Origin of the sequence: Pseudomonas sp. zbq_18 (assembly GCF_043102245.1) — a bacterium.
In the GTDB taxonomy this organism is placed as follows: Bacteria; Pseudomonadota; Gammaproteobacteria; order Pseudomonadales; family Pseudomonadaceae; genus Aquipseudomonas.
This window is the reverse complement of record NZ_JBICIT010000013.1, coordinates 152,611-172,572: the sequence shown is the minus strand read 5'-3', so window position 1 is coordinate 172,572 and position 19,962 is coordinate 152,611. Positions and strand designations below refer to the sequence as shown.

Here is a 19,962-nt window from a genome sequence, read left to right as displayed (position 1 = left end):
GGACAGTTTTGCCCGATTCAAGCAGGGCAGGGTTGATGCGGATCAGTCGACCCGCCAGATCAGCGAAGCGAAACGCCCGGTCCGGGCAGCGCGTCGGTAGGAAAAGAAACGCGGATCGGTATAGGTATCCAGGCCACCACCATACACAGCGGTGACACGGGCAGCGGCTAGACGGATCCGTGCCAGGCTGTAGAGGTCGGCCAGAAACTTGCCGGGATTGGCACTGGCTCGAAAGGCCAACGCGGCCTGTGGATGGCTGGCCAGAAAGGCGTCGCGCACTTCCGCGCCCACCTCGAAGGATTGCGGACCGATGGCCGGCCCGAGCCAGACCAGCACCTCGCTTGCCGGCATGTCCAGGGCCGCCAGGGTGTTTTCCAGCACGCCGCCAGCCAAGCCACGCCAGCCGGCATGGGCCGCCGCGACACGGGTGCCGGCACGATCGCAGAACAGCGCCGGCAGGCAGTCAGCGGTCAACACCGCACAGGCACGCCCCGGCACATCCGTCCAGTTGGCGTCCGCGGTCAGCACCTGAGTGCAATCGGCCGGCACCGCATCAGGGCTGTGCACCTGACGCAGCCAGGCCGGCTCGCAGCCCAGCGCTGCACGCAGGCGCTGACGATTCGCCGTCACGGCCTGCGGGTCGTCCTCGACGTGGTCACCCAGATTGAAGCTGGCAAAGGGTTCGGCGCTTACACCGCCGGCACGCGTGGTGACACAGGCACGCACATTGGCCGGTGCGGGCCAGTCCGGCAACAACCACTCAGACGAAGGATTCATTGTCCTGACGCAGCAGCGACAGCAGCCAGACCAGATCTTCCGGCAGCGGCGACTCCCACTTCATGCGCTTGCCGGTTTCCGGGTGCTCCAACTCGAGGAAGCGTGCATGCAGCGCCTGGCGCGGGAACTCACGCAAGGTCTGCACCAGGGTCGGACTGGCCGCTGGCGGAATACGGAAACGCCCCGCGTAGAGGGGATCGCCCACCAGTGGGTAACCGACATGGGTCATGTGCACGCGAATCTGGTGGGTACGCCCGGTCTCCAGCTTGACCCGCACGTGGGTGTGCGAGCGGAAGCGCTCCAGCACGCGGTAGTGGGTGATCGCCGGCTTGCCGCCATCGATCACCGCCATACGCTGGCGGTTGGCCGAGCTGCGCCCGATCGGAGCGTTGATGGTGCTGCCGGCGGTAATCACGCCAATGCTGATGCACTCATAGATACGGCTGACGCTGCGTTTCTGCAGCTGATCGACCAGCTTGGTCTGCGCCTGCAGGGTCTTGGCCACCACCATCAGGCCGGTGGTGTCCTTGTCCAGGCGATGAACGATGCCGGCGCGCGGCACGTTGATGATGTCCGGCACATGGTGCAGCAGGGCGTTGAGCAGGGTGCCATCGGCGTGCCCGGCTGCCGGATGGACAACCAGCCCCGCCGGCTTGTCGATCACCAGCAGATGCTCGTCCTCGTAGACGATGTTCAGCGGGATGTCCTGAGCCAGCCACTCACCCTGGGCCTCCTGTTCGGCCTCCAGGGCCAGCACAGAGCCGCTGTGAACGATGTCCCGAGGCCGCAGCACGGCACCGTCGACGGTCAGGCGACCATCCTTGATCCAGCCGGACAGGCGCGAGCGCGAATACTCGTCGAACAGCTGAGCGGCGACCTGGTCGAGGCGCTGGCCACCGAGCTCGGAAGGGACTTCGGCGGAGAGTTGGATGAGCTGATCGGAGTCTTCGGACATGGGCTACTGAGGCGGGCTGTGCGGCTTTTGGTTTCGGCGACACGCTGTGGTTAAATACGGCGTCTTTGTCCCGGCGTTTCCGGGGCGCCCATCATAACAGGACGGTAGAGGCCTAGACAGCCGCCGTCACAGGGACGCAAGCCACCATGCAAGTGAAACACCTGCTGCTGATCGCCACCCTCGCCATCACTGCCGCCTGCTCTTCCAACAAACCGGAAGTGGACGAGAACCTCAGCGAGTCCGAACTCTACCAGCAGGCTCAGGAAGACCTCGATAACAATAGCTACAACAACGCCACTGCCAAGCTGAAAGCCTTGGAGTCGCGTTACCCGTTCGGTCGCTATGCCGAGCAGGCCCAGCTCGAACTGATCTACGCCTATTACAAGAACGTCGAGCCCGAAGCCGCCAAGTCCGCCGCCGAGCGCTTCATCCGCCTGCATCCGCAGCACCCCAACGTCGACTACGCCTACTACCTCAAGGGCCTGGCCTCCTTCGACCAGGACCGTGGCCTGATCGCCCGCTTCGTGCCGCTGGACCTGACCAAGCGTGATCCCGGTGCCGCCCGCGACTCCTACAACGAGTTCGCCCAGCTGACCAGCCGCTTCCCCAACAGCCGTTACGCCCCGGACGCCAAGGCGCGCATGGTTTACCTGCGCAACCTGCTGGCGGCCTATGACATCCACGTGGCCCACTACTACCTGACACGTCAGGCCTACGTCGCTGCGGCCAACCGTGGTCGCTACGTAGTGGAAAACTTCCAGGAAACCCCAGCCGTGGCCGACGGTCTGGCCGTGATGGTCGAAGCCTATCAGCGCCTGGAGCTCAACGACCTAGCCGCCACCAGCCTGGAAACCCTCAAGCTCAACTACCCGGACCACGCCAGCCTGGTCGACGGCCAGTTCGTGCCGCGCGAAGAAGAAGCCGACAACCGCTCCTGGCTGGCCAAGGCCACCCTCGGCCTGATCGAAACGGACGCTCCGTTGCCGCCAGGCGAGACCCGCGCCAGCCAGGATGTCATTCGCCAGTACGAAGATGCCCAGGAGGCCATCCCGGATGAACTGCTGCCGGAAAATCAGGACGAGGCTGCTGAAGATCTGCAGTCCGAAGCCGAAGGCAACAACGCTGACCGCTCCTGGTTCAGCTACATGACGTTCGGCCTGTTCGACTGAACTCAGCGAGCACAAACGAAGGGAGGCCTGGCCTCCCTTTTTCATGCCTGCAAGCCGCGTAGCCGCGCACGTGTGCGCGTTTTTCCTGCTGCACCGCACCTGCCTCCTTGGCTAAACTGACCACTTGCCCACAAGAAGAGTCCGCTATGGTCCGCCTGCTGTTCTGGATCGCCCTGATTGCCGCCGCCGTGTGGCTCTGGCGCCGCATCAACCGCCCCAAACCCGCCGCCACCGAAGCCGAACAGCCAGCGCCAATGGTGCGCTGCGCACACTGCGGCGTGCATGTCCCACGTGACAAAGCCCTGCCACAAGGCACGCGCTGGTATTGCAGCCAGGCCCACCTGAACCAGGACAGCAGCCACAGTGAGCGCTGAAGAGCTGACGCTCGGCGGCAACCCAGGCCGCCGCGTGCTGCGCCTGTATAACCTGTACCGGGTCACGGTCGGCCTGGCGCTGGTTCTGCTGATTTCCAGTCAACTGGACAGCGAGTTGCTGCAACTGGCCCATGAGCAGCTGTTCCGTTACGGCAGCTGGGCCTACCTGATCCTCAATGTGCTGGTGGCCGCATTACTGCAGCGTCCGCGCCACCCCGCCCAAGTCTTCACGCTGGCACTGACCGACGTGCTGATGCTGAGCGCCCTGTTCTTTGCCGCTGGCGGCACGCCCAGCGGTATCGGCAACCTGCTGGTGGTCGCCGTGGCCATCGCCAACATCATGCTGCGCGGGCGTATCGGCCTGTTTATCGCCGCCGTCGCCGCCCTGGGGCTGCTGGCACTGACCTTTTACTTAAGCCTGCTGCGCCCAGCCTCGGCCACCCAGTTCGTCCAGGCCGGCGCTCTCGGCGCCTTGTGCTTCGCCGCCGCCCTCTTCCTTCAAGGCCTGACCAAACGCCTGCAACAGAGCGAAACACTGGCCGAACAGCGCGCCGTTGATGTCGCCAGCCTGGAGGAGCTCAACGCGCTGATCCTGCAACGCATGCGCACCGGCATCCTGGTGCTCGATAAGCAGCACCGCGTGCTGCTCGCCAACCAGGGCGCTCTGAGCATGCTCGGCCGCCCCGCTCTGGAAGGCAAAGTGCTGGACCCACACAGCCCGGAGCTGGTCAAGCGCCTGCAGCAATGGCTGCACAACCCGACGCTGCGCCCACAGAGCCTGCACGCCGTGCCGGATGGCCCTGTATTGCAGCCAAGCTTCGTGCCCCTGCAGCGCGGTGAAGAACAGCACACCCTGGTGTTTCTCGACGATATCTCGCAAATAACCCAGCAGGCCCAGCAACTCAAACTGGCCTCTCTTGGCCGCCTGACCGCCGGCATCGCCCACGAAATCCGCAACCCGCTGGGCGCCATCAGCCACGCCGCCCAGCTGTTACAGGAGTCGGAAGATCTGGAGGAGCCGGACAGGCGCCTGGCCCAGATCATCCAGGATCACTCGCGGCGCATGAACATGGTCATCGAGAACGTTCTGCAACTCTCAAGACGGCGCCAGGCCGAACCCCAGTTGCTGGACCTGAAGTACTGGCTGCATCGCTTCGCCAGCGAATTTCGCAACTCGGCACGCCTGGATCAGTCCCTGCATCTGGAGGCCACCGGCGGCGGCCTGCAGACCCGTATGGACCCCCACCAGCTGACCCAGGTGCTGACCAACCTGGTGCAGAACGGCCTGCGCTACAGCGCGCAGACTCACCAGCTCGGCCAGGTCTGGCTCAAGCTGTATCGTGATGAGGACAGCGATCTACCCACGCTGGAAGTGCTGGATGACGGCCCCGGGGTACCGCCGGAGCAGGTGCAGCACATCTTCGAACCCTTCTACACCACCGACAACAAGGGAACTGGCCTGGGCCTGTATATCTCTCGCGAGCTGTGCGAGAGCAACCAGGCACGCCTGCACTACCAACCACGCGAAGGTGGCGGCAGCTGCTTCCGCATCACCTTCGCCCACCCACGAAAATTGAGCTGAACATGAGCATCCGGCAGAGAGCCCTGATCGTCGACGACGAACCCGACATCCGCGAACTCCTGGAAATCACCCTGGGGCGCATGAAGCTCGACACGCGCAGCGCGCGTAACGTCAAGGAAGCCCGCGAGTGGCTGGCCCGCGAGCCCTTCGACCTGTGCCTGACCGACATGCGCCTGCCCGACGGCACGGGCCTGGAACTGGTCCAGTACATCCAGCAGCGCCACGCCCAGGTACCGGTGGCGATGATCACCGCGTACGGCAGCCTGGATACCGCGATCAACGCACTCAAGGCCGGCGCCTTCGACTTCCTGACCAAGCCGGTCGACCTCGGTCGCCTGCGCGAGCTGGTCGCAACGGCTCTGCGCCTGCGCAGCGGCGAGGAAGCGGAAGGTCCGGTGGATACCCGCCTGCTCGGCGAGTCGCCGCCGATGAAAACCCTGCGCAACCAGATCCAGAAGCTGGCGCGCAGCCAGGCGCCGGTCTACATCAGCGGCGAATCCGGCAGTGGCAAGGAGCTGGTGGCCCGCTTGATCCACGAACAGGGCCCACGGGCGGAAAAACCCTTTGTGCCGGTCAACTGCGGCGCCATCCCTTCGGAGCTGATGGAGAGCGAGTTCTTCGGCCACAAGAAAGGCAGCTTTACCGGTGCCATCGAAGACAAGCAGGGCCTGTTTCAGGCCGCCAACGGCGGCACCCTGTTCCTCGACGAAGTCGCTGATCTACCCCTGTCGATGCAGGTCAAACTGCTACGTGCCATTCAGGAAAAAGCCGTGCGCGCCGTGGGCGGCCAGCAGGAAGTAGTGGTCGACGTGCGCATCCTCTGCGCCACCCACAAGGATCTGGCGGCAGAAGTCGCCGCCGAACGCTTCCGCCAGGACCTGTTCTATCGCCTCAACGTCATCGAACTGCGTGTTCCTGCCCTGCGCGAACGCCGCGAAGATATACCACTGCTGGCCGACACCATGCTCAAGCGCCTGAGCGAAGGCAGCGGCCTGGCGGCCGCCAAGCTCACCGATGAAGCACTGGACAAGCTCAAGTGCTATCGCTTTCCCGGCAACGTGCGCGAATTGGAGAACATGCTGGAACGCGCCTACACCCTGTGCGAAAACGACCAGATCCAGGCGCACGACCTGCGCCTGGCCGACGCCAGCCCTGCCACGGAAGCCGGCGAAGCCTCGCTGGCGCAGATCGACAACCTCGAAGACTACCTGGAAGAGATCGAACGCAAGCTGATCATGCAGGCCCTGGAGGAAACCCGCTGGAACCGCACCGCCGCGGCCCAACGCCTGGGTCTGACCTTCCGCTCGATGCGCTATCGACTGAAGAAGCTGGGCATCGACTAGGTCTAAACGCCTACAGCCACTGTAGGCCGGGCTGAGCCCTGCGAAGCCCGGCACGCGATCTAGGACACTCTGCTGTAGGCGCTATTGGCAACCCAGCGTCAGCGCAACCACTCCGCTCACAATCGCCCCAAGCGCCCGGCGGGCGCATAGGGGGCCGGATCAATGATAGGCGCCTCACCCAGCATCAGGTTCTTCAGCAACTCGCAAGACGCCGGGGCCAACACCAAGCCATTGCGGTAATGGCCACAGTTCAGCCACAGCCCCGGGTACTCCGGTACTTCACCGATGAAAGGAATCCCCTCAGGCGAGCCCGGGCGCAAACCAGCCCAATGCCCGACCACCTCGGCATCCGCCAAGCCCGGCAGCAGCTCTTCGGCAGAAGCCTTCAAACTCGCCAGCGCCTCCTCGGTCGGGGTTTTGTCAAAGCCGGCGTGCTCCAAGGTGCTGCCCACAAGAATATGCCCATCCCTGCGCGGAATCGCATAACGCCCCTTGGCCAGCACCATGGACGGCAGGAAGTCATCGGCACACTTGTAAAGAATCATCTGGCCTTTGACTGGCTCGACCGGGAGGTCGAATCCAAGCTCACTTAGCAGCCGACCACTCCAGGACCCTGCTGCGATGACAACCCGCTCCGCCTTCAGGCTCCCGCTCTTCAGCAAGAGCCGAAAACCATTCGAGGGTAGCGGCTCCAAACCCACCAGCCCCACATCCTCCAGCAAGCTGAAGCCCGGCATCGCCAGCAGCGTAGCGCGCAGTGCCTTGAGCAGCCGGGGATTGCGAACGTTGGCCACGCCCGGCATCCACAGTGCACGGGCGAAGCACCGCCCCAATGACCCTACTCGCGATACGACTTCGTCGATATCTACCGCGTGTAAAGGCTTGTCTGCACGAGCCGCCCATTCGAGCGCGGACGCTTCGTCCTCCAGGTCAAGCCAATAGAGTCCCGTCTCGTGAACCTCTGGATCAATACCAACAGCCTCAAGCAACTCCTCCGCCAGCACCGGGTAAACATGCTGTGAAAAGGCGGAAAGCGCCGTCACTGCGGGGCTGTAACGCCAAGGATAGAGAGGCGAAACGATACCTCCCCCCGCCCAAGAGGCCTCAAGACCCAGCTTCGTGCGCTCGATAAGTGTGACCTGCTGCCCAGCCTGCAACAAACGTAGCGCGCTGAGCATGCCAATGACACCACCGCCAACAATAATCACTTTCGACGCAAAAGGACTTTGCACGCTCGACTTTCCTTCCGAACTCGACAACCAGCAAGGATGCTGACGATGAAAGACAACCAAGGCATGAGCCTGGTTGAGTTGATGGTCGTTTTGACGATTCTGTCCATTGTACTCACCCTCGCTACCCCCTCACTGGCGAATATCGTCCAGAGCAATAACGAAACGGCCGCCATCAACCAGATGCTCGGAACAATCAACCACGCGCGCAGCACGGCTGTTTTCAGTCGCCGCCTCATGCTGCTGTGCAGCGGCGATTGTTCGAGCCGTGTCTGGAAAGGCCGAATTGAGATCTTTCATGATGCAAACCGCAACGGCCGCCGGGATGCCGGCGAGCATCTCGATCACACCGCCGAGTTGCCTGATGAGCTGCACTGGCATTGGAATAGCTTCCGTCACCTGAGCTACCTGGCCTATGAGCAGGACGGCACAACCAGGGCCAGCAATGGAACCATGACCTTATGCAGAGGAGGAAAACCGCTTCGCCAGGTCGTCATCAGCCTGGGTGGCCGGGTGAAACAGAGAGCGCCGATTGCAAGCGCGCGATGCGGATGAGTCATTCATCGCACTTTTGCTACGCCTGTCCGCGAATAATAGCGATGCCATTAGCCGTTGATTACCTTGAGACTCAGATAGCCCTAAATAGAGACAGCCATGTCCAGCATTTGCAGCCCCCATTTCCAGTGCCCCCGAAGCGACAAGGGCTTCACGCTCATTGAGCTTATGGTCGTGCTCGCCATCGTGGCCATCGTCGCCCTCGTGGCTCTCCCTAACTACGGCCCAATGATGCAGTCCAGCAGAGAAACCTCTGTCAGCAACGAACTACTCGGCGCGCTTATGGTGGCCCGCAGCGAAGCTGTAACAAGACGAACCAGTGTTACGGTCTGCGCCAGTAACGACCAGAGCGCCTGCGGCGGGTCATGGGCAGATGGAGGCGTCATACGAACCGCCGCCGGAACCGTTATCCGCGCCATTTCTGCGATAGATGGTGTCACCGTTTCCGGCAACGCCATCACCTTCCGCAGTGATGGCAGATCAGATGGCGGCACACTGACAGTCGGCAGCCATAACGTTGTCGTCAATACCATCGGGCACGCCAAGGTCGACTAAGCATGACAAGCAAAGCAATGGATAACCGAAGCCGAGGATTCACCCTGATCGAAGTGATGGTCGCGTTGGTCGTGCTTGCCGTCGGGCTTCTGGGCATGGCCAGTTTGATGGTACGCAGCCAGCAATCCAACGAAGGGGCTTACTCACGCAGCCAGGCCTCGATCCTGGCCTACGACATTGTCGAGCGCATGCGTGCCAATAAGGTGCTGGCCAACTCGCTGGAAACACGCAAAGTCAGCTACGCAGTGCAAAACGATGCCTATGCGCTATCGGCTTTGCCAACCTGCGCAACCCCTGCCGGTGGCCAACAGGCTGCCGGCAGCGCCCAGGCAGTTCAAGATCTGGCGCAATGGTGCCAAATGGTGAGAGCCAGCCTGCCAAACGTGGACAGTGCCAACACCAGCATCGTCCGCACTGCAGGCAGCAATCTGTACACCATCACCATCCAGTGGCAGGACGCTACTGCCGATGGCGATAGCACGCAGAACATTCAAGTGGTGGCCGAACTATGAAGCACAGAGAATTGGGCATGTCCCTCGTTGAGGTCATGGTGGCAGTGCTGATCAGCACCATCCTGATACTCGGCGTCACTGACCTGTTCGGCAACTCGTTCTTTTCCAGCCGCAGCAACAACGAACTGGCACGCATGCAGGAAGCCGGGCGCGTTGCCCTCGAGATCATTGGCGCAGATGCGCGCCGCGCCGGCTACCAGGGCTGTACCGCTGCGGACGCCGAGTTTGTCCTTGCTGACGGATCAACCCTGCCGGATGACGCCGTAACCAGCAGCAGCGCAACTACAGTGACGTTTCGCTTTGCCGACCCGGGAACCGGCTGCACCGACAGCGCAGGCACTTATCAAGAGCTGACCTGGAATGAACCAGCCGTCACCTACAGCAACGCCAATGGCGGCATCTCGCGTAATGGAGACCCCATCCTGGACAACGCCAGCATGGCTGTCGCCTTCATCCCCACCGGGAGCCCTATTACGTCAACAGCGGTGCGCATCAGTATTACTGTCAGCGACTCGCGAGGCGCAACCTCTCAGTCTTTGAACAACCGAACATTCAGCGGCACCTATGAACTGAGGAATAAACTGCTATGAGCCTGCATAAACAACAAGGCATGGTGCTGGTCGTCAGTCTACTCCTGCTTCTGATGCTGACCTTGCTGGCCATCAGCGCCGCCAATCAGTCCAGCCTGCAACTGCGCATCGCCTCGAACAGCGAACAGCAGAACGCAGCATTCCAGGCGGCCGAAAGTGGCCTGCAGCGATGGACAACCCAGTACTTTGCTGCCAGCGACAACTCCGCTTTCCCCGAAGATTGGAGCAATCAGCAAGTTGGAACGCCGAGAACTGGCTATCCAGCCGAGCTGTCCACTGTCGTCACCACATACTCTGGTCCCTGCCCAGGATCGGGTGTCGGAAGAATCTCCCTCAACTGTTTCAGCTTACACAGCACCGGCCAAGTCTGCGCTTCGGGCGACTGCACAGCGACTGCAATCCACATGCAAGGCGGCCAGCGTCGCCAACTCAATTAGCAATTGCAGTCGGGACTATTAGCGGCCCGACCGACCAAGGAACAGACAAATGAACAACAAGCATTTTCTTCAAAAAACGCTTTCATCGGCCCTAGCCTGCAGCCTGATATTGCACAGCGCCTTCAGCCAAGCGGACGACACAGAGATTTTCTTTGGTGGCCCCACAGCAAACTCAGGCGCCAAGCCAAACGTACTCTTCATTCTCGATAACTCAGGCTCTATGGCCTGGCGCCTGGACAGGGACTCAACGCCGACTCAGTCCTCCCATGGCCCAAGCCGAATGGAAGTACTCAAACAGTCTTTCAACGACATCATTACCAACACCAACGGAGTGAACGTTGGTGTAATGGCACTTAACGCACGCTCGGACTACGGAAACACACGAACAGTTTATCCCGTTGAGTTCATTGACGGCCCTGTCGGCATCGCAGCGGCCACACCAGAAATCCTAGTTTCTGCAGATGATGCCAGCCGTCTATCCGGCAGCACCAACGTCACGAACCCGACGCTGGTCATGGGCAATCTAAGTGCTCACGCCGGCAACACCGTGACTCGCGACCTGGGCAGCAACAGCACTTACTCAAACGACAACTCCAGTTACTACATAAAGAGTAACTACAGTTGCTCCGTCAAGATTGGCACGACACGAGATAACTGCGACAGCGGGACCAAGACGCAACTGAACGCGCAAAGCAGTGGTGGCCAAACCGGTCTTTTCCTGTTTCGCAACCTGAACATTCCGCAGGGGGCAACCATTACTTCCGCCGTACTGAGCGTGACGGCAGTGAACAGCCCAGGCAACAAGCCCGACCTCAATATCAAACTTGAGAACACCAAGACACCGGCCGCTTATAACGACGCCACGACCATTTCAGATCGCGACTTCGGGCTGTCGCTCAACATCAGCCGCAATGATGCCGCAAGGCTCCCTGATAGCTGGACAGCTGGAAACAAGTTCCGAATCGATATAACAACTCTACTGACAAGCCTCCAAGGCGTGGCTCCATCCACTGACCCTATTGGAGATTTGGGACTTCAGCTACGAGCAACCCGCAACAATAACTACAGTTATTACGTCGGCGATAGCGCCAATGCACCTACTCTGACGGTGCAGTATACGGGCGGCACCAACGCCTCCCGCACAACTGGCCTGAGATTCCAGAACGTCGCCATTCCTCAGGGCGCGACTATTACTTCAGCTCGCATCGACTTTGTACCTGCAAGCTCCGATGACCGCCCCGTAACCTTTTCCGTCAGCGCACAGAATACGGGCAATGCCACTCCCTTCAGCAGCGCGGAAGACTTTACCAGCCGAAACAAAACTTCCAGCGCCACATGGACCCCCGCAGAGTGGCGTACAGAGAACCCGCCTCGTTACATAGAAGGCCCTACGGTTCTCCAACAGGCTCAGGAAATCGTCAGCAATAGCGCTTGGTGTGGCAACAACGCCATGGCCTTTTTCATAGAACCAACAGCAGGTGACGGCACTCGCACTACCTACAGTGTCGATGGATCATCTCTCAAACCGGTTCTTAAAATTACCTATCAAGGTGGGGAGAACGGCTGTTTCCGCCCGGTTTTCGAAGCACGTGTCACTGCCCCCAAGAACGATGCACGTCAGTACACGAGTCAATCGTGCAATTGGTGGGGCTGCACGACCAGCAATCCGGTGTCGGTTAACGACAATTTCATGCCCCTCGCCAATCCGACCACTCACATTGGCGCCCGTTACGAAAACATGCCTGTGATACGCGGTGCACAGGTGCTAGACGCCCAAGTAATCGTCACGCGCGGCAGCGGTAGCGGCAGCGCTGACGTCACCGTCCACGTTGAGGACACGGCAAACTCATCCGAGTTGCTGACCAACAACGACAACCTCGGCTCCCGCAGTCTCGTAGGTGGTAACGGAGGAGGCACTGCGTGCTCTCTTAGTGGAGAGCAGACCATCTGCTCGGGTGCAGCGCTCAACACTGCCCTGCAAAACGTATTCGCCAAAAGCGGCACAAATGGCTGGAATGACGGGAACGCACTATCCATCATCCTCAAATATTCCTCCGGTAGTGATTACGGCGTAACGGCGTACGACAGCAGCCCAGCAGATTCGATCAAGCTGCGCATCAAGCTGGAAAGCGGCGGCATGGGCACCAACTATCGAACTGTACGCACTCAGGTGAATAGCCTTGTGCAAGGGATGAACGCCAGCGGCGGCACGCCGATAGTGCCTGCTTTGTATGAAGGGGCTCGTTACCTGTCCGAGCGCTATCACAGCAACGCTAACCCCAGCCCAATTACTAGTGCGTGCCAGCCCACTCACATGGTGCTGCTGACCGACGGTAAACCTGAAGGTACCAGCACCACGGCGACTACCGGGATTGCCGGACTACCGGGCGTAGGCAGCTGCAGCACTAGCGGCATCGGCTTTAATGACGAACTATGCGGCCGCGAACTGGCTCGCTGGCTGGCCACCACCGATCAGTCCTCTTTCGAAGGCGACAACTTCGTCACCACACATACTGTCGGTTTCGCTCTCGATGCTCGAAATGAAACCGAACGTGGTTTCATCAAGAACTTCCTTCGAGATTTGGCCTCACAAGGTGGCGGTGGATTCTATTCTGCTGAAAATGCCTCTTCGCTCTCCAAAGCATTCAACGCGATCCTGCAGCAAGTGCAGGCCACTGACACGACCTTTGTCAGCGCCAGTGCTCCGGTGAACTCCTTCAACCGACAGGACAACAAGGACGAACTCTATTTCTCGCTCTTCCGCCCGGCACTGTCCGATCGCTGGACTGGTAACCTGAAACGCTATCGAATGGCTACCGCCAATGGTCAGGCCTGGATCGTAGACCAGGATGGCCTGGCAGCCATTGATACCAACACCGGATTCTTCCGAAAAGACGCACGCAGTTGGTGGTCCGAAAGTAACGATGGTAACCAGGTAGCCGCTGGCGGCGCTGCATCCCGTCTCCCCTCACCTGACTCGCGCCGTCTTTACACCAACGTAGGCAGTGGCCTCAGCGCACTAGCCACTAGCAACACTGCGTTGACTGCGGAAAAACTTGGCGTAACAGCCCCCCAGGAACGGCAAGACCTGATCACTTATATCCGCGGCTATGATCCGAATGATCCGGGTGTGAGCCGGCAGGCAATGGGCGATCCAATCCACGCCACACCCAGCTTGATCACTTACTCGGCGACAGCCCAAAGCGCGATTCTCGGCACCAACGAAGGCTTCGTGCAGATGTTCGACACCTCAACGGGGCAAGAACAGTTTGCTTTCATGCCAGAAACCCTTCTACCGAATATCAAGCGCCTCAGAGCCAATGCCAATATTGGTACTAATACCCATATCTACGGCATGGACAACACCGTCACCGTCTGGACTAACGATGAGAACGGCAACGGTGTGATCGACACTGGTGAGTTTGTTTATGCCTATGCCAGCATGGGCAGAGGTGGTCGCGATATATATGCATTAAATATCACCAACCCAACTTCCCCGAGCCTGCTGTGGAGCATCTATGGGGGCAGCACTGCTGGCTTTGAACGCCTGGGGCAAACATGGTCTGCTCCGGTAAGAGCCAAGATGAAAGTAGGCACGACCATTAAAGATGTACTGGTCTTCGGTGGCGGCTACGATCCAGACCAAGATAACGCCACCATCCGCACCACTGACGACCAAGGTAACGATCTCTTTGTCGTAGATGCCCGGACCGGAGATTTGCTCTGGTCCGCATCGGGTGCCGGCATCAATATGCAGTACAGCGTTCCGAGCGGCACCACGGTGATCTCGCTACAAGTCGACGCAAACGGCGTCCCTTATACCGACCCTCAAGGCCTGGCCGGTCAGATATTCGTTGGCGATATGGGCGGCCAGGTTTGGCGCTTCCATGTGAATAATGGCAGCACAGGTAATGGCCTTGTTTCCGGTGGCGTTTTCGCCAGCATTGCAGGGACTGGAGTAACGGATGCCCGGCGCTTCTATCACGAACCCGAGATCGCCCTGGCGACTGTCGAAAATGAGCTCAACCTGACAGTCAATATCGGCTCTGGCTATCGCGGCCATCCACTCAACAAAGTAATTGATGACCGCTTTTACTCGTTCCGCACAGCCGACCTCGGCAATACAGGCGGAGTCCTGACAGAGGCTGATCTCTATGACGCCACAAGCCTTGTTACAGCGACAGAGGAGCAGGAGGCAGCGCTTCTGGAGAAGTCAGGCTGGTTTATACGTCTAACTCGCGATGGCGAAAAAGTGCTCTCACGACCGCTTGTTATCAATGGTGAGCTTTATTTCAACACCTATGAACCAAGCGTGAACCAAAGTGCCTGCCAAGCCGCGGCCGGTACAAGTCGCGCTTATGCCGTCAATCTGATCAATTCCACTGCGCTGTATGAAAGCCGCTACGAGGTCATCAAGGGCAGCAGTCTGCCATCCAACCCTCAACTCTACTGTCAAGGCAACAGCTGCTGGGTATACAACGACCCCTCACAACTCGTACCTCAAGGTGATCCCACTACGCCACCGCCTAGCTGTGCCACATCGCCAAACCCGGAAAAATGCCGCTGCGATGCGAACCCAAATTGCAAATGGGTCCCTAGCACCCCACGCACCTACTGGACCGACGAAAAGGCCGAATAATGTATATCGACATGAAAAAGCAGACAGGCTTTACGTTAGTTGAACTAGTGGTAGCTGTTGCCATCCTGGCAATCCTGGCGGCGATTGCCATACCCAGCTACACCCAGTACATAGAGCGCGCAGAATGCGAGGATGGGAAGGCGCTCATTACGGGGGCAGCAAACTTTATGGAACGCTATCGCGCGCAAAATGGCGGCACCTACACCAATGCGTCACTGAATGGCTTTGGATCCAGTAGCCAGAAGTTCGGGGTTGCCATCACTGCAGCAGCGGCAGCGACCTACACCCTTACAGCAACAGCCACTGCCGCGGCCCGTCTGAACGGCAGCCTAACGCTGACACAAGCCAATGTGCGGGGCGGCACTCTAGCCAATCAATGCAACTGGTAAAGCAGTAAAAAGAAAGGGGCAGGCTCTTAATGAGACTGCCCCTTTCTTTGCTCGAAAACTAACTTCTCTCGCTACAGCGCCTTAACCCGCAACTCTTTCGGCATCGAAAAGGTTACGTTCTCCGGCCGGCCATCCAGCTCTTCTGCGCCAGTCGCGCCCCAGCCGCGCAACTTCTCGACCACCCCCCGCACCAGCACCTCGGGAGCGGAGGCGCCCGCCGTAATACCTACGCGCTGAGCACAGGTAAACCACTCCTGCTGCAGGTCTTCTGCACCATCGATCAAATAGGCTGGGGTTTCCAGGCGCTCAGCCAGCTCGCGCAGGCGATTGGAGTTGGAGCTGTTGGGGCTACCCACGACAAGCACCACATCGCACTCGGCGGCCAACTGCTTGACCGCATCCTGGCGGTTCTGGGTGGCGTAACAGATGTCATCCTTGCGCGGGCCGCCGATGCTGGGAAACTTGGTACGCAGAGCATCGATAACCTTACTGGTGTCGTCCATCGACAAAGTGGTCTGGGTCACGAAGGCCAGGTTCTCCGGATTACGCACCTGCAGAGCCGCCACATCAGCCTCGTCCTCGACCAGGTAAATCTCGCCACCATTGCTGCGGTCATACTGCCCCATGGTGCCTTCGACTTCCGGATGACCCTCGTGGCCGATGAGGATGCACTCACGGCCGTCGCGGCTGTAACGGGCTACCTCCATATGCACCTTGGTCACCAGCGGGCAGGTGGCATCGAACACCTTGAGACCACGACGCTCAGCTTCCTGGCGCACCGCCTGGGAAACGCCATGCGCACTGAAGATAACGATGACATTGTCGGGGACCTGGTCAAGCTCCTCGACAAACACGGCACCACGGGCGCGCAAGTCTTCGACGACAAACTTGTTATGCACCACCTCATGACGCACGTAGATCGGCGCGCCAAATACTTCCAGGGCGCGATTGACGATTTCGATGGCGCGGTCGACGCCTGCGCAAAAGCCACGTGGGTTGGCAAGTTTGATTTGCATGCTGGAAGTCTCGACGGCGCGATGAAGGCAATGGGGAGAGTGTACGCCTCTCCCCGGTGAAGCAGGTCAGACTGGACGAACCTCGATGATTTCCACATCGAAACTCAGGGTCTTGCCGGCCAGCGGGTGATTAAAATCGATGGTCACCTGCTGCTCGTCGAAGGCTTTGACGATGCCCGGCAACTCGGCATTGGCCGCATCGTTAAAGATGATCAGCAGCCCTTCGGACAACTCCATGTCGGCAAACTGGCCACGGGGCATCACCTGCACGTTCTGCGGGTTGGGCTGACCGAAAGCACTCTCTGGCTCGATCTGCAGGCTGCGCTTGTCGCCGGCTTTGAAGCCATAGAGCGCGGCTTCGAAACCCGGCAGCAGGTTGCCATCGCCGACCTTGAAAGTGGCTGGCTGCTTGTCAAAGGTGCTGTCGACCACATCACCGTTTTCCAGCTTGAGGGCGAAATGCAGGGTGACTTCCTTGTCCGGCCCGATACGCAGATCAGTCATGGGCGGGTTCTCCGGACTTCTTGCTCTTGAACATATCCAGCGCCAGCATGATGGCACCGACGGTGATGGCGCTGTCAGCCAGGTTGAAGGCAGGGAAGTAATGCACGTTACGCCAGTGCACCAGGATGAAATCAACCACATGACCCAGCACCACACGGTCATACAGATTGCCCAACGCACCACCGAGGACCATGGCCAACGCGACGGCCAGCCAGGTCTCGTCGCGCTTGAGGCGCGTCAGCCATACCACTAGTACGGCGCTGACACCAACGGCGATGGCGGCGAAGAACCAACGCTGCCAACCGGACTCACCCGCCAGGAAGCTAAATGCAGCACCACGGTTGTAGACGTGCACCCAGTCGAAGTAGCCGTCAATAACGGTCACGCGCTGGCCATATTCCAGGACCTGCAACACCAACTGCTTGCTGCCCTGATCAAGAAACAACACCAGCGCGGCCAGCCACAGCCAGGCCAGGCGCCCAAAGCGCGAAGTATCAGACATGCTTGCGCACCTCACCGTCACCCTCGATGTTGCTCACGCAACGACCGCACAGTTCCGGGTGGTTGGCATGACTGCCGACATCGGCCACGAAGTTCCAGCAGCGTCCGCACTTGGCGTGTGTCGATTTGACGATCTTCAACTTCAACCCCGGCATCTCGGTAGCCACCGCATCGGCCGGCGCATCGGCCAGCGGCGCAACGGTCGCAGCGGAGGTAATCAGAGCAAAGCGCAGTTCGTCGTCAAGCTTGGCCAGGGCTGGTGCCAGCGCCTCATCGCCGTACAGCGTCACCTCGGCCTGCAGGTTGCCACCGATGGCTTTGCTGTTGCGCAGGTTTTCCAGTTCCTTGTTAACTGCGGCCCGCACCTCGGTGAGCTGCGCCCAGTAGGCGACATCCAGCTCGAAGCCCTGCGGCAGGCGCTCAAGACCTTCGTACCAGGTGTTGAGCATTACCGACTCGTTACGCTCACCCGGCAGGAACGACCACACCTCATCGGCGGTGAAGGCGAGAATCGGCGCAATCCAGCGCACCAGCGCCTCGGCGATGTGGTACTGGGCGCTCTGGCAGGAGCGGCGCGCCGCGCTATTGGCGGCAGTGGTGTACTGGCGATCCTTGATCACGTCCAGGTAGAAGCCGCCCAGTTCCTGCACACAGAAGTTGTGCACCTTGGAATAGACGTTCCAGAAGCGGTATTCGCCGTAGGCTTCGATGATCTCGGCCTGCAGGCGCGCAGCGGCATCCACCGCCCAGCGATCCAGGTCGAGCATCTGCTCGGCCGGCAGCAGGTCCTTGGCCGGGTCGAAGTCACCAAGGTTGGCGAGCAGGAAACGCATGGTGTTACGGATACGCCGGTAGGCGTCGGCGCTGCGCTGCAGGATGACCTTGGATACGGCCATCTCGCCGGAATAGTCGGTGGAGGCGACCCACAGGCGCATGATGTCGGCGCCCAGGCTGTCGTTGACCTCCTGCGGCGCGACCACGTTGCCGAGCGACTTGGACATCTTGCGGCCGTTCTCGTCGACCACGAAGCCGTGGGTCAACAGCGCCTTGTAGGGCGCGTGGCCGTCGATGGCGCAGCCCGTCAGCAGCGAGGAGTGGAACCAGCCACGGTGCTGGTCGGAGCCTTCCAGATACAGGTCGGCACGCGGGCCAGCCTCATGGCCCAGCGGGTGCGAGCCACGCAGCACGTGCCAGTGGGTAGTACCGGAGTCGAACCAGACGTCCAGGGTGTCGCTGATCTTGTCGTAGTCGGCCGCCTCGGCACCCAGCAGCTCGGCGGCATCGAGCTTGAACCAAGCCTCGATACCCTGCTCTTCAACGCGTTTGGCCACGTCCTCCATCAGCTCGACGGTACGCGGGTGCAACTCGCCCGTGGCCTTGTGCAGGAAAAACGGGATCGGCACGCCCCAGTTGCGTTGGCGCGAGATGCACCAGTCCGGGCGCCCGGCGATCATGCCGTGCAGGCGCGCCTGACCCCAGGCCGGGACGAACTGGGTCTGCTCGATGGCGGCCAGGGCACGTTCACGCAGGGTGGTGCCGTCGTGAGCCTGCTTGTCCATGCCGACGAACCACTGCGCAGTGGCGCGGTAGATCAGCGGGGTCTTGTGCCGCCAGCAGTGCATGTAGCTGTGCTGGATGCTCTCGTGCTTGAGCAGCGCACCGACTTCGCCGAGTTTTTCAACGATGGCCGGGTTGGCCTTCCAGATGAACTGGCCGCCAAAGAACGGCAGCTCGCTGACATACACACCGTTGCTCTGCACCGGGCTGAGGATGTCATCGTTGCTCATGCCGTACTGCATGCAGGTGCGGAAGTCGTCCTCGCCGTAGGCGGGCGCGGAGTGCACCACGCCGGTACCGGCACCCAGCTCGACGTATTCGGCCAGGTACACCGGCGAGAAGCGCTCGTACAACGGATGACGGAAGCGAATCAGCTCCAGCGCACGACCTTCGGCGCGACCGATGATCTCGCCAGCCAGGCCATAGCGTTGCAAGCAAGCCTCGACCAGCTCCTCGGCCAGCACCAGCAGGCGCTCGCCGGTATCGACCAGCGCGTAGCTGAATTCGGGATGGACGTTCAGCGCCTGGTTGGCCGGGATGGTCCAGGGGGTGGTGGTCCAGATCACGATGGCGGCGGGCTTGTTCAGCTCACTCAGACCGAAGACAGCCGCCAGCTTGTCGGCATCCTCGATCGGGAAGGCCACGTCGATGGCATCGGACTTCTTGTCCTGATACTCCACCTCGGCCTCGGCCAGCGCCGAGCCGCAGTCGAAGCACCAGTTGACCGGCTTCAGGCCCTTGAACACGAAGCCCTGCCTGACCATCTCGGCCAGGGCACGGATTTCGCCGGCCTCGTTGGCGAAGGCCATGGTCTTGTACGGATTGTCCCACTCGCCCAGCACACCCAGACGGATGAAGTCGGCCTTCTGCCCCTCGATCTGCTCGCCGGCATAGCTGCGGCAGCGCTCGCGGGTCAGGTCAGACGGCTGGTTCTTGCCGAAGGTGGTCTCCACCTTGTGCTCGATCGGCAGGCCGTGGCAGTCCCAGCCCGGCACGTAGGGGGCGTCGAAGCCGGCCAGGGTCTTGGAGCGGACGATCATGTCCTTGAGGATCTTGTTGACCGCGTGACCGATATGGATGTTGCCGTTGGCGTAGGGCGGGCCGTCGTGCAGGACGAACTTCGGCCGGTTGGCGCCGATCTCCCGCAGCTTCTGGTACAGGCCAATGCTGTCCCAGCGCGCCAGGGTCTGCGGCTCGCGCTGCGGCAGGCCGGCCTTCATCGGGAAGGCAGTTTCCGGGAGGTTCAGCGTGGCTTTGTAGTCGGTCATCTCAGGCTCT

At 60.5% G+C, this 19,962-nt stretch carries 18 protein-coding genes; 11 read left to right on the top strand and 7 right to left on the bottom strand.

The window, feature by feature from the left end:
- Positions 1-42: 42 nt before the first annotated feature.
- Together pgeF and rluD are read right to left on the bottom strand one after the other, a co-directional pair.
- A complete protein-coding gene (gene pgeF, locus ACF8C6_RS10380) occupies positions 43-777 on the bottom strand; it encodes a peptidoglycan editing factor PgeF (protein WP_392499198.1) in 735 nt (244 codons plus the stop codon).
- Positions 761-1,732 carry a 23S rRNA pseudouridine(1911/1915/1917) synthase RluD gene (gene rluD / locus ACF8C6_RS10375; RefSeq protein WP_392499197.1) on the bottom strand — a complete coding sequence of 324 codons (972 nt, stop codon included), beginning with the start codon at positions 1,730-1,732 and terminating at the stop codon, positions 761-763. Before rluD ends, pgeF begins: the two co-directional genes overlap by 17 nt.
- A 146-nt stretch (positions 1,733-1,878) precedes the next feature.
- On the opposite strand from rluD, the gene ACF8C6_RS10370 reads away from it, so the two are divergent.
- The 4 genes from ACF8C6_RS10370 to ACF8C6_RS10355 all read left to right on the top strand — a co-directional run bounded on the left by ACF8C6_RS10370 (position 1,879) and on the right by ACF8C6_RS10355 (position 6,200).
- Positions 1,879-2,901 (top strand): outer membrane protein assembly factor BamD, encoded by a 1,023-nt coding sequence (locus tag ACF8C6_RS10370; protein ID WP_392499196.1) that lies wholly within the window; start codon positions 1,879-1,881, stop codon positions 2,899-2,901.
- Positions 2,902-3,047: 146 nt separating this feature from the next.
- Entirely contained in the window at positions 3,048-3,275 is a 228-nt protein-coding gene (locus tag ACF8C6_RS10365) for a PP0621 family protein (RefSeq protein ID WP_392499195.1), read from the top strand.
- Positions 3,265-4,857 (top strand): sensor histidine kinase, encoded by a 1,593-nt coding sequence (locus ACF8C6_RS10360; RefSeq protein ID WP_392499194.1) that lies wholly within the window; start codon positions 3,265-3,267, stop codon positions 4,855-4,857. The genes ACF8C6_RS10365 and ACF8C6_RS10360 overlap by 11 nt, the downstream gene beginning before the upstream one ends.
- A 2-nt stretch (positions 4,858-4,859) precedes the next feature.
- Positions 4,860-6,200, top strand: coding sequence for a sigma-54-dependent transcriptional regulator (locus ACF8C6_RS10355; protein ID WP_392499193.1), 1,341 nt, complete (start codon positions 4,860-4,862; stop codon positions 6,198-6,200).
- 116 nt (positions 6,201-6,316) lie between these two features.
- On the opposite strand, the gene ACF8C6_RS10350 is transcribed toward ACF8C6_RS10355, so the two are convergent.
- Positions 6,317-7,378 (bottom strand): NAD(P)/FAD-dependent oxidoreductase, encoded by a 1,062-nt coding sequence (locus ACF8C6_RS10350; protein WP_392499414.1) that lies wholly within the window; start codon positions 7,376-7,378, stop codon positions 6,317-6,319.
- Positions 7,379-7,477: 99 nt separating this feature from the next.
- On the opposite strand from ACF8C6_RS10350, the gene ACF8C6_RS10345 reads away from it, so the two are divergent.
- From ACF8C6_RS10345 to ACF8C6_RS10315, 7 genes are all read left to right on the top strand, one after another.
- Positions 7,478-7,984, top strand: a complete 507-nt coding sequence (locus ACF8C6_RS10345; protein ID WP_392499192.1) for a GspH/FimT family pseudopilin — start codon at positions 7,478-7,480, stop codon at positions 7,982-7,984.
- A 99-nt stretch (positions 7,985-8,083) separates the two neighbouring features.
- Positions 8,084-8,539, top strand: coding sequence for a GspH/FimT family pseudopilin (locus ACF8C6_RS10340; RefSeq protein ID WP_392499191.1), 456 nt, complete (start codon positions 8,084-8,086; stop codon positions 8,537-8,539).
- Between the two features lie 2 nt (positions 8,540-8,541).
- Positions 8,542-9,051, top strand: a complete 510-nt coding sequence (gene pilV / locus ACF8C6_RS10335) for a type IV pilus modification protein PilV (protein ID WP_392499190.1) — start codon at positions 8,542-8,544, stop codon at positions 9,049-9,051.
- Positions 9,048-9,641 carry a PilW family protein gene (locus ACF8C6_RS10330; protein WP_392499189.1) on the top strand — a complete coding sequence of 198 codons (594 nt, stop codon included), beginning with the start codon at positions 9,048-9,050 and terminating at the stop codon, positions 9,639-9,641. The genes pilV and ACF8C6_RS10330 overlap by 4 nt, the downstream gene beginning before the upstream one ends.
- Positions 9,638-10,078: a PilX N-terminal domain-containing pilus assembly protein gene (locus ACF8C6_RS10325; protein ID WP_392499188.1), complete on the top strand. Its 441-nt coding sequence runs from the start codon at positions 9,638-9,640 to the stop codon at positions 10,076-10,078. The genes ACF8C6_RS10330 and ACF8C6_RS10325 overlap by 4 nt, the downstream gene beginning before the upstream one ends.
- 49 nt (positions 10,079-10,127) lie before the next feature.
- Positions 10,128-14,717 carry a pilus assembly protein PilY gene (locus tag ACF8C6_RS10320; protein ID WP_392499187.1) on the top strand — a complete coding sequence of 1,530 codons (4,590 nt, stop codon included), beginning with the start codon at positions 10,128-10,130 and terminating at the stop codon, positions 14,715-14,717.
- Positions 14,717-15,106, top strand: a complete 390-nt coding sequence (locus tag ACF8C6_RS10315) for a type IV pilin protein (RefSeq protein ID WP_392499186.1) — start codon at positions 14,717-14,719, stop codon at positions 15,104-15,106. Before ACF8C6_RS10320 ends, ACF8C6_RS10315 begins: the two co-directional genes overlap by 1 nt.
- A 71-nt stretch (positions 15,107-15,177) precedes the next feature.
- Here ACF8C6_RS10315 and ispH read toward each other — a convergent pair whose 3' ends face one another.
- The 4 genes from ispH to ileS all read right to left on the bottom strand — a co-directional run bounded on the left by ispH (position 15,178) and on the right by ileS (position 19,952).
- Positions 15,178-16,122 (bottom strand): 4-hydroxy-3-methylbut-2-enyl diphosphate reductase, encoded by a 945-nt coding sequence (ispH, locus tag ACF8C6_RS10310; protein WP_392499185.1) that lies wholly within the window; start codon positions 16,120-16,122, stop codon positions 15,178-15,180.
- Between the two features lie 66 nt (positions 16,123-16,188).
- Entirely contained in the window at positions 16,189-16,626 is a 438-nt protein-coding gene (fkpB, locus tag ACF8C6_RS10305; protein ID WP_392499184.1) for an FKBP-type peptidyl-prolyl cis-trans isomerase, read from the bottom strand.
- Positions 16,619-17,128, bottom strand: coding sequence for a signal peptidase II (gene lspA / locus ACF8C6_RS10300; RefSeq protein ID WP_392499183.1), 510 nt, complete (start codon positions 17,126-17,128; stop codon positions 16,619-16,621). Before lspA ends, fkpB begins: the two co-directional genes overlap by 8 nt.
- The gene (gene ileS, locus ACF8C6_RS10295; RefSeq protein WP_392499182.1) at positions 17,121-19,952 is read right to left on the bottom strand and encodes an isoleucine--tRNA ligase; all 2,832 of its coding nucleotides are present in this window, start codon (positions 19,950-19,952) and stop codon (positions 17,121-17,123) included. The genes lspA and ileS overlap by 8 nt, the downstream gene beginning before the upstream one ends.
- Positions 19,953-19,962: the final 10 nt, after the last annotated feature.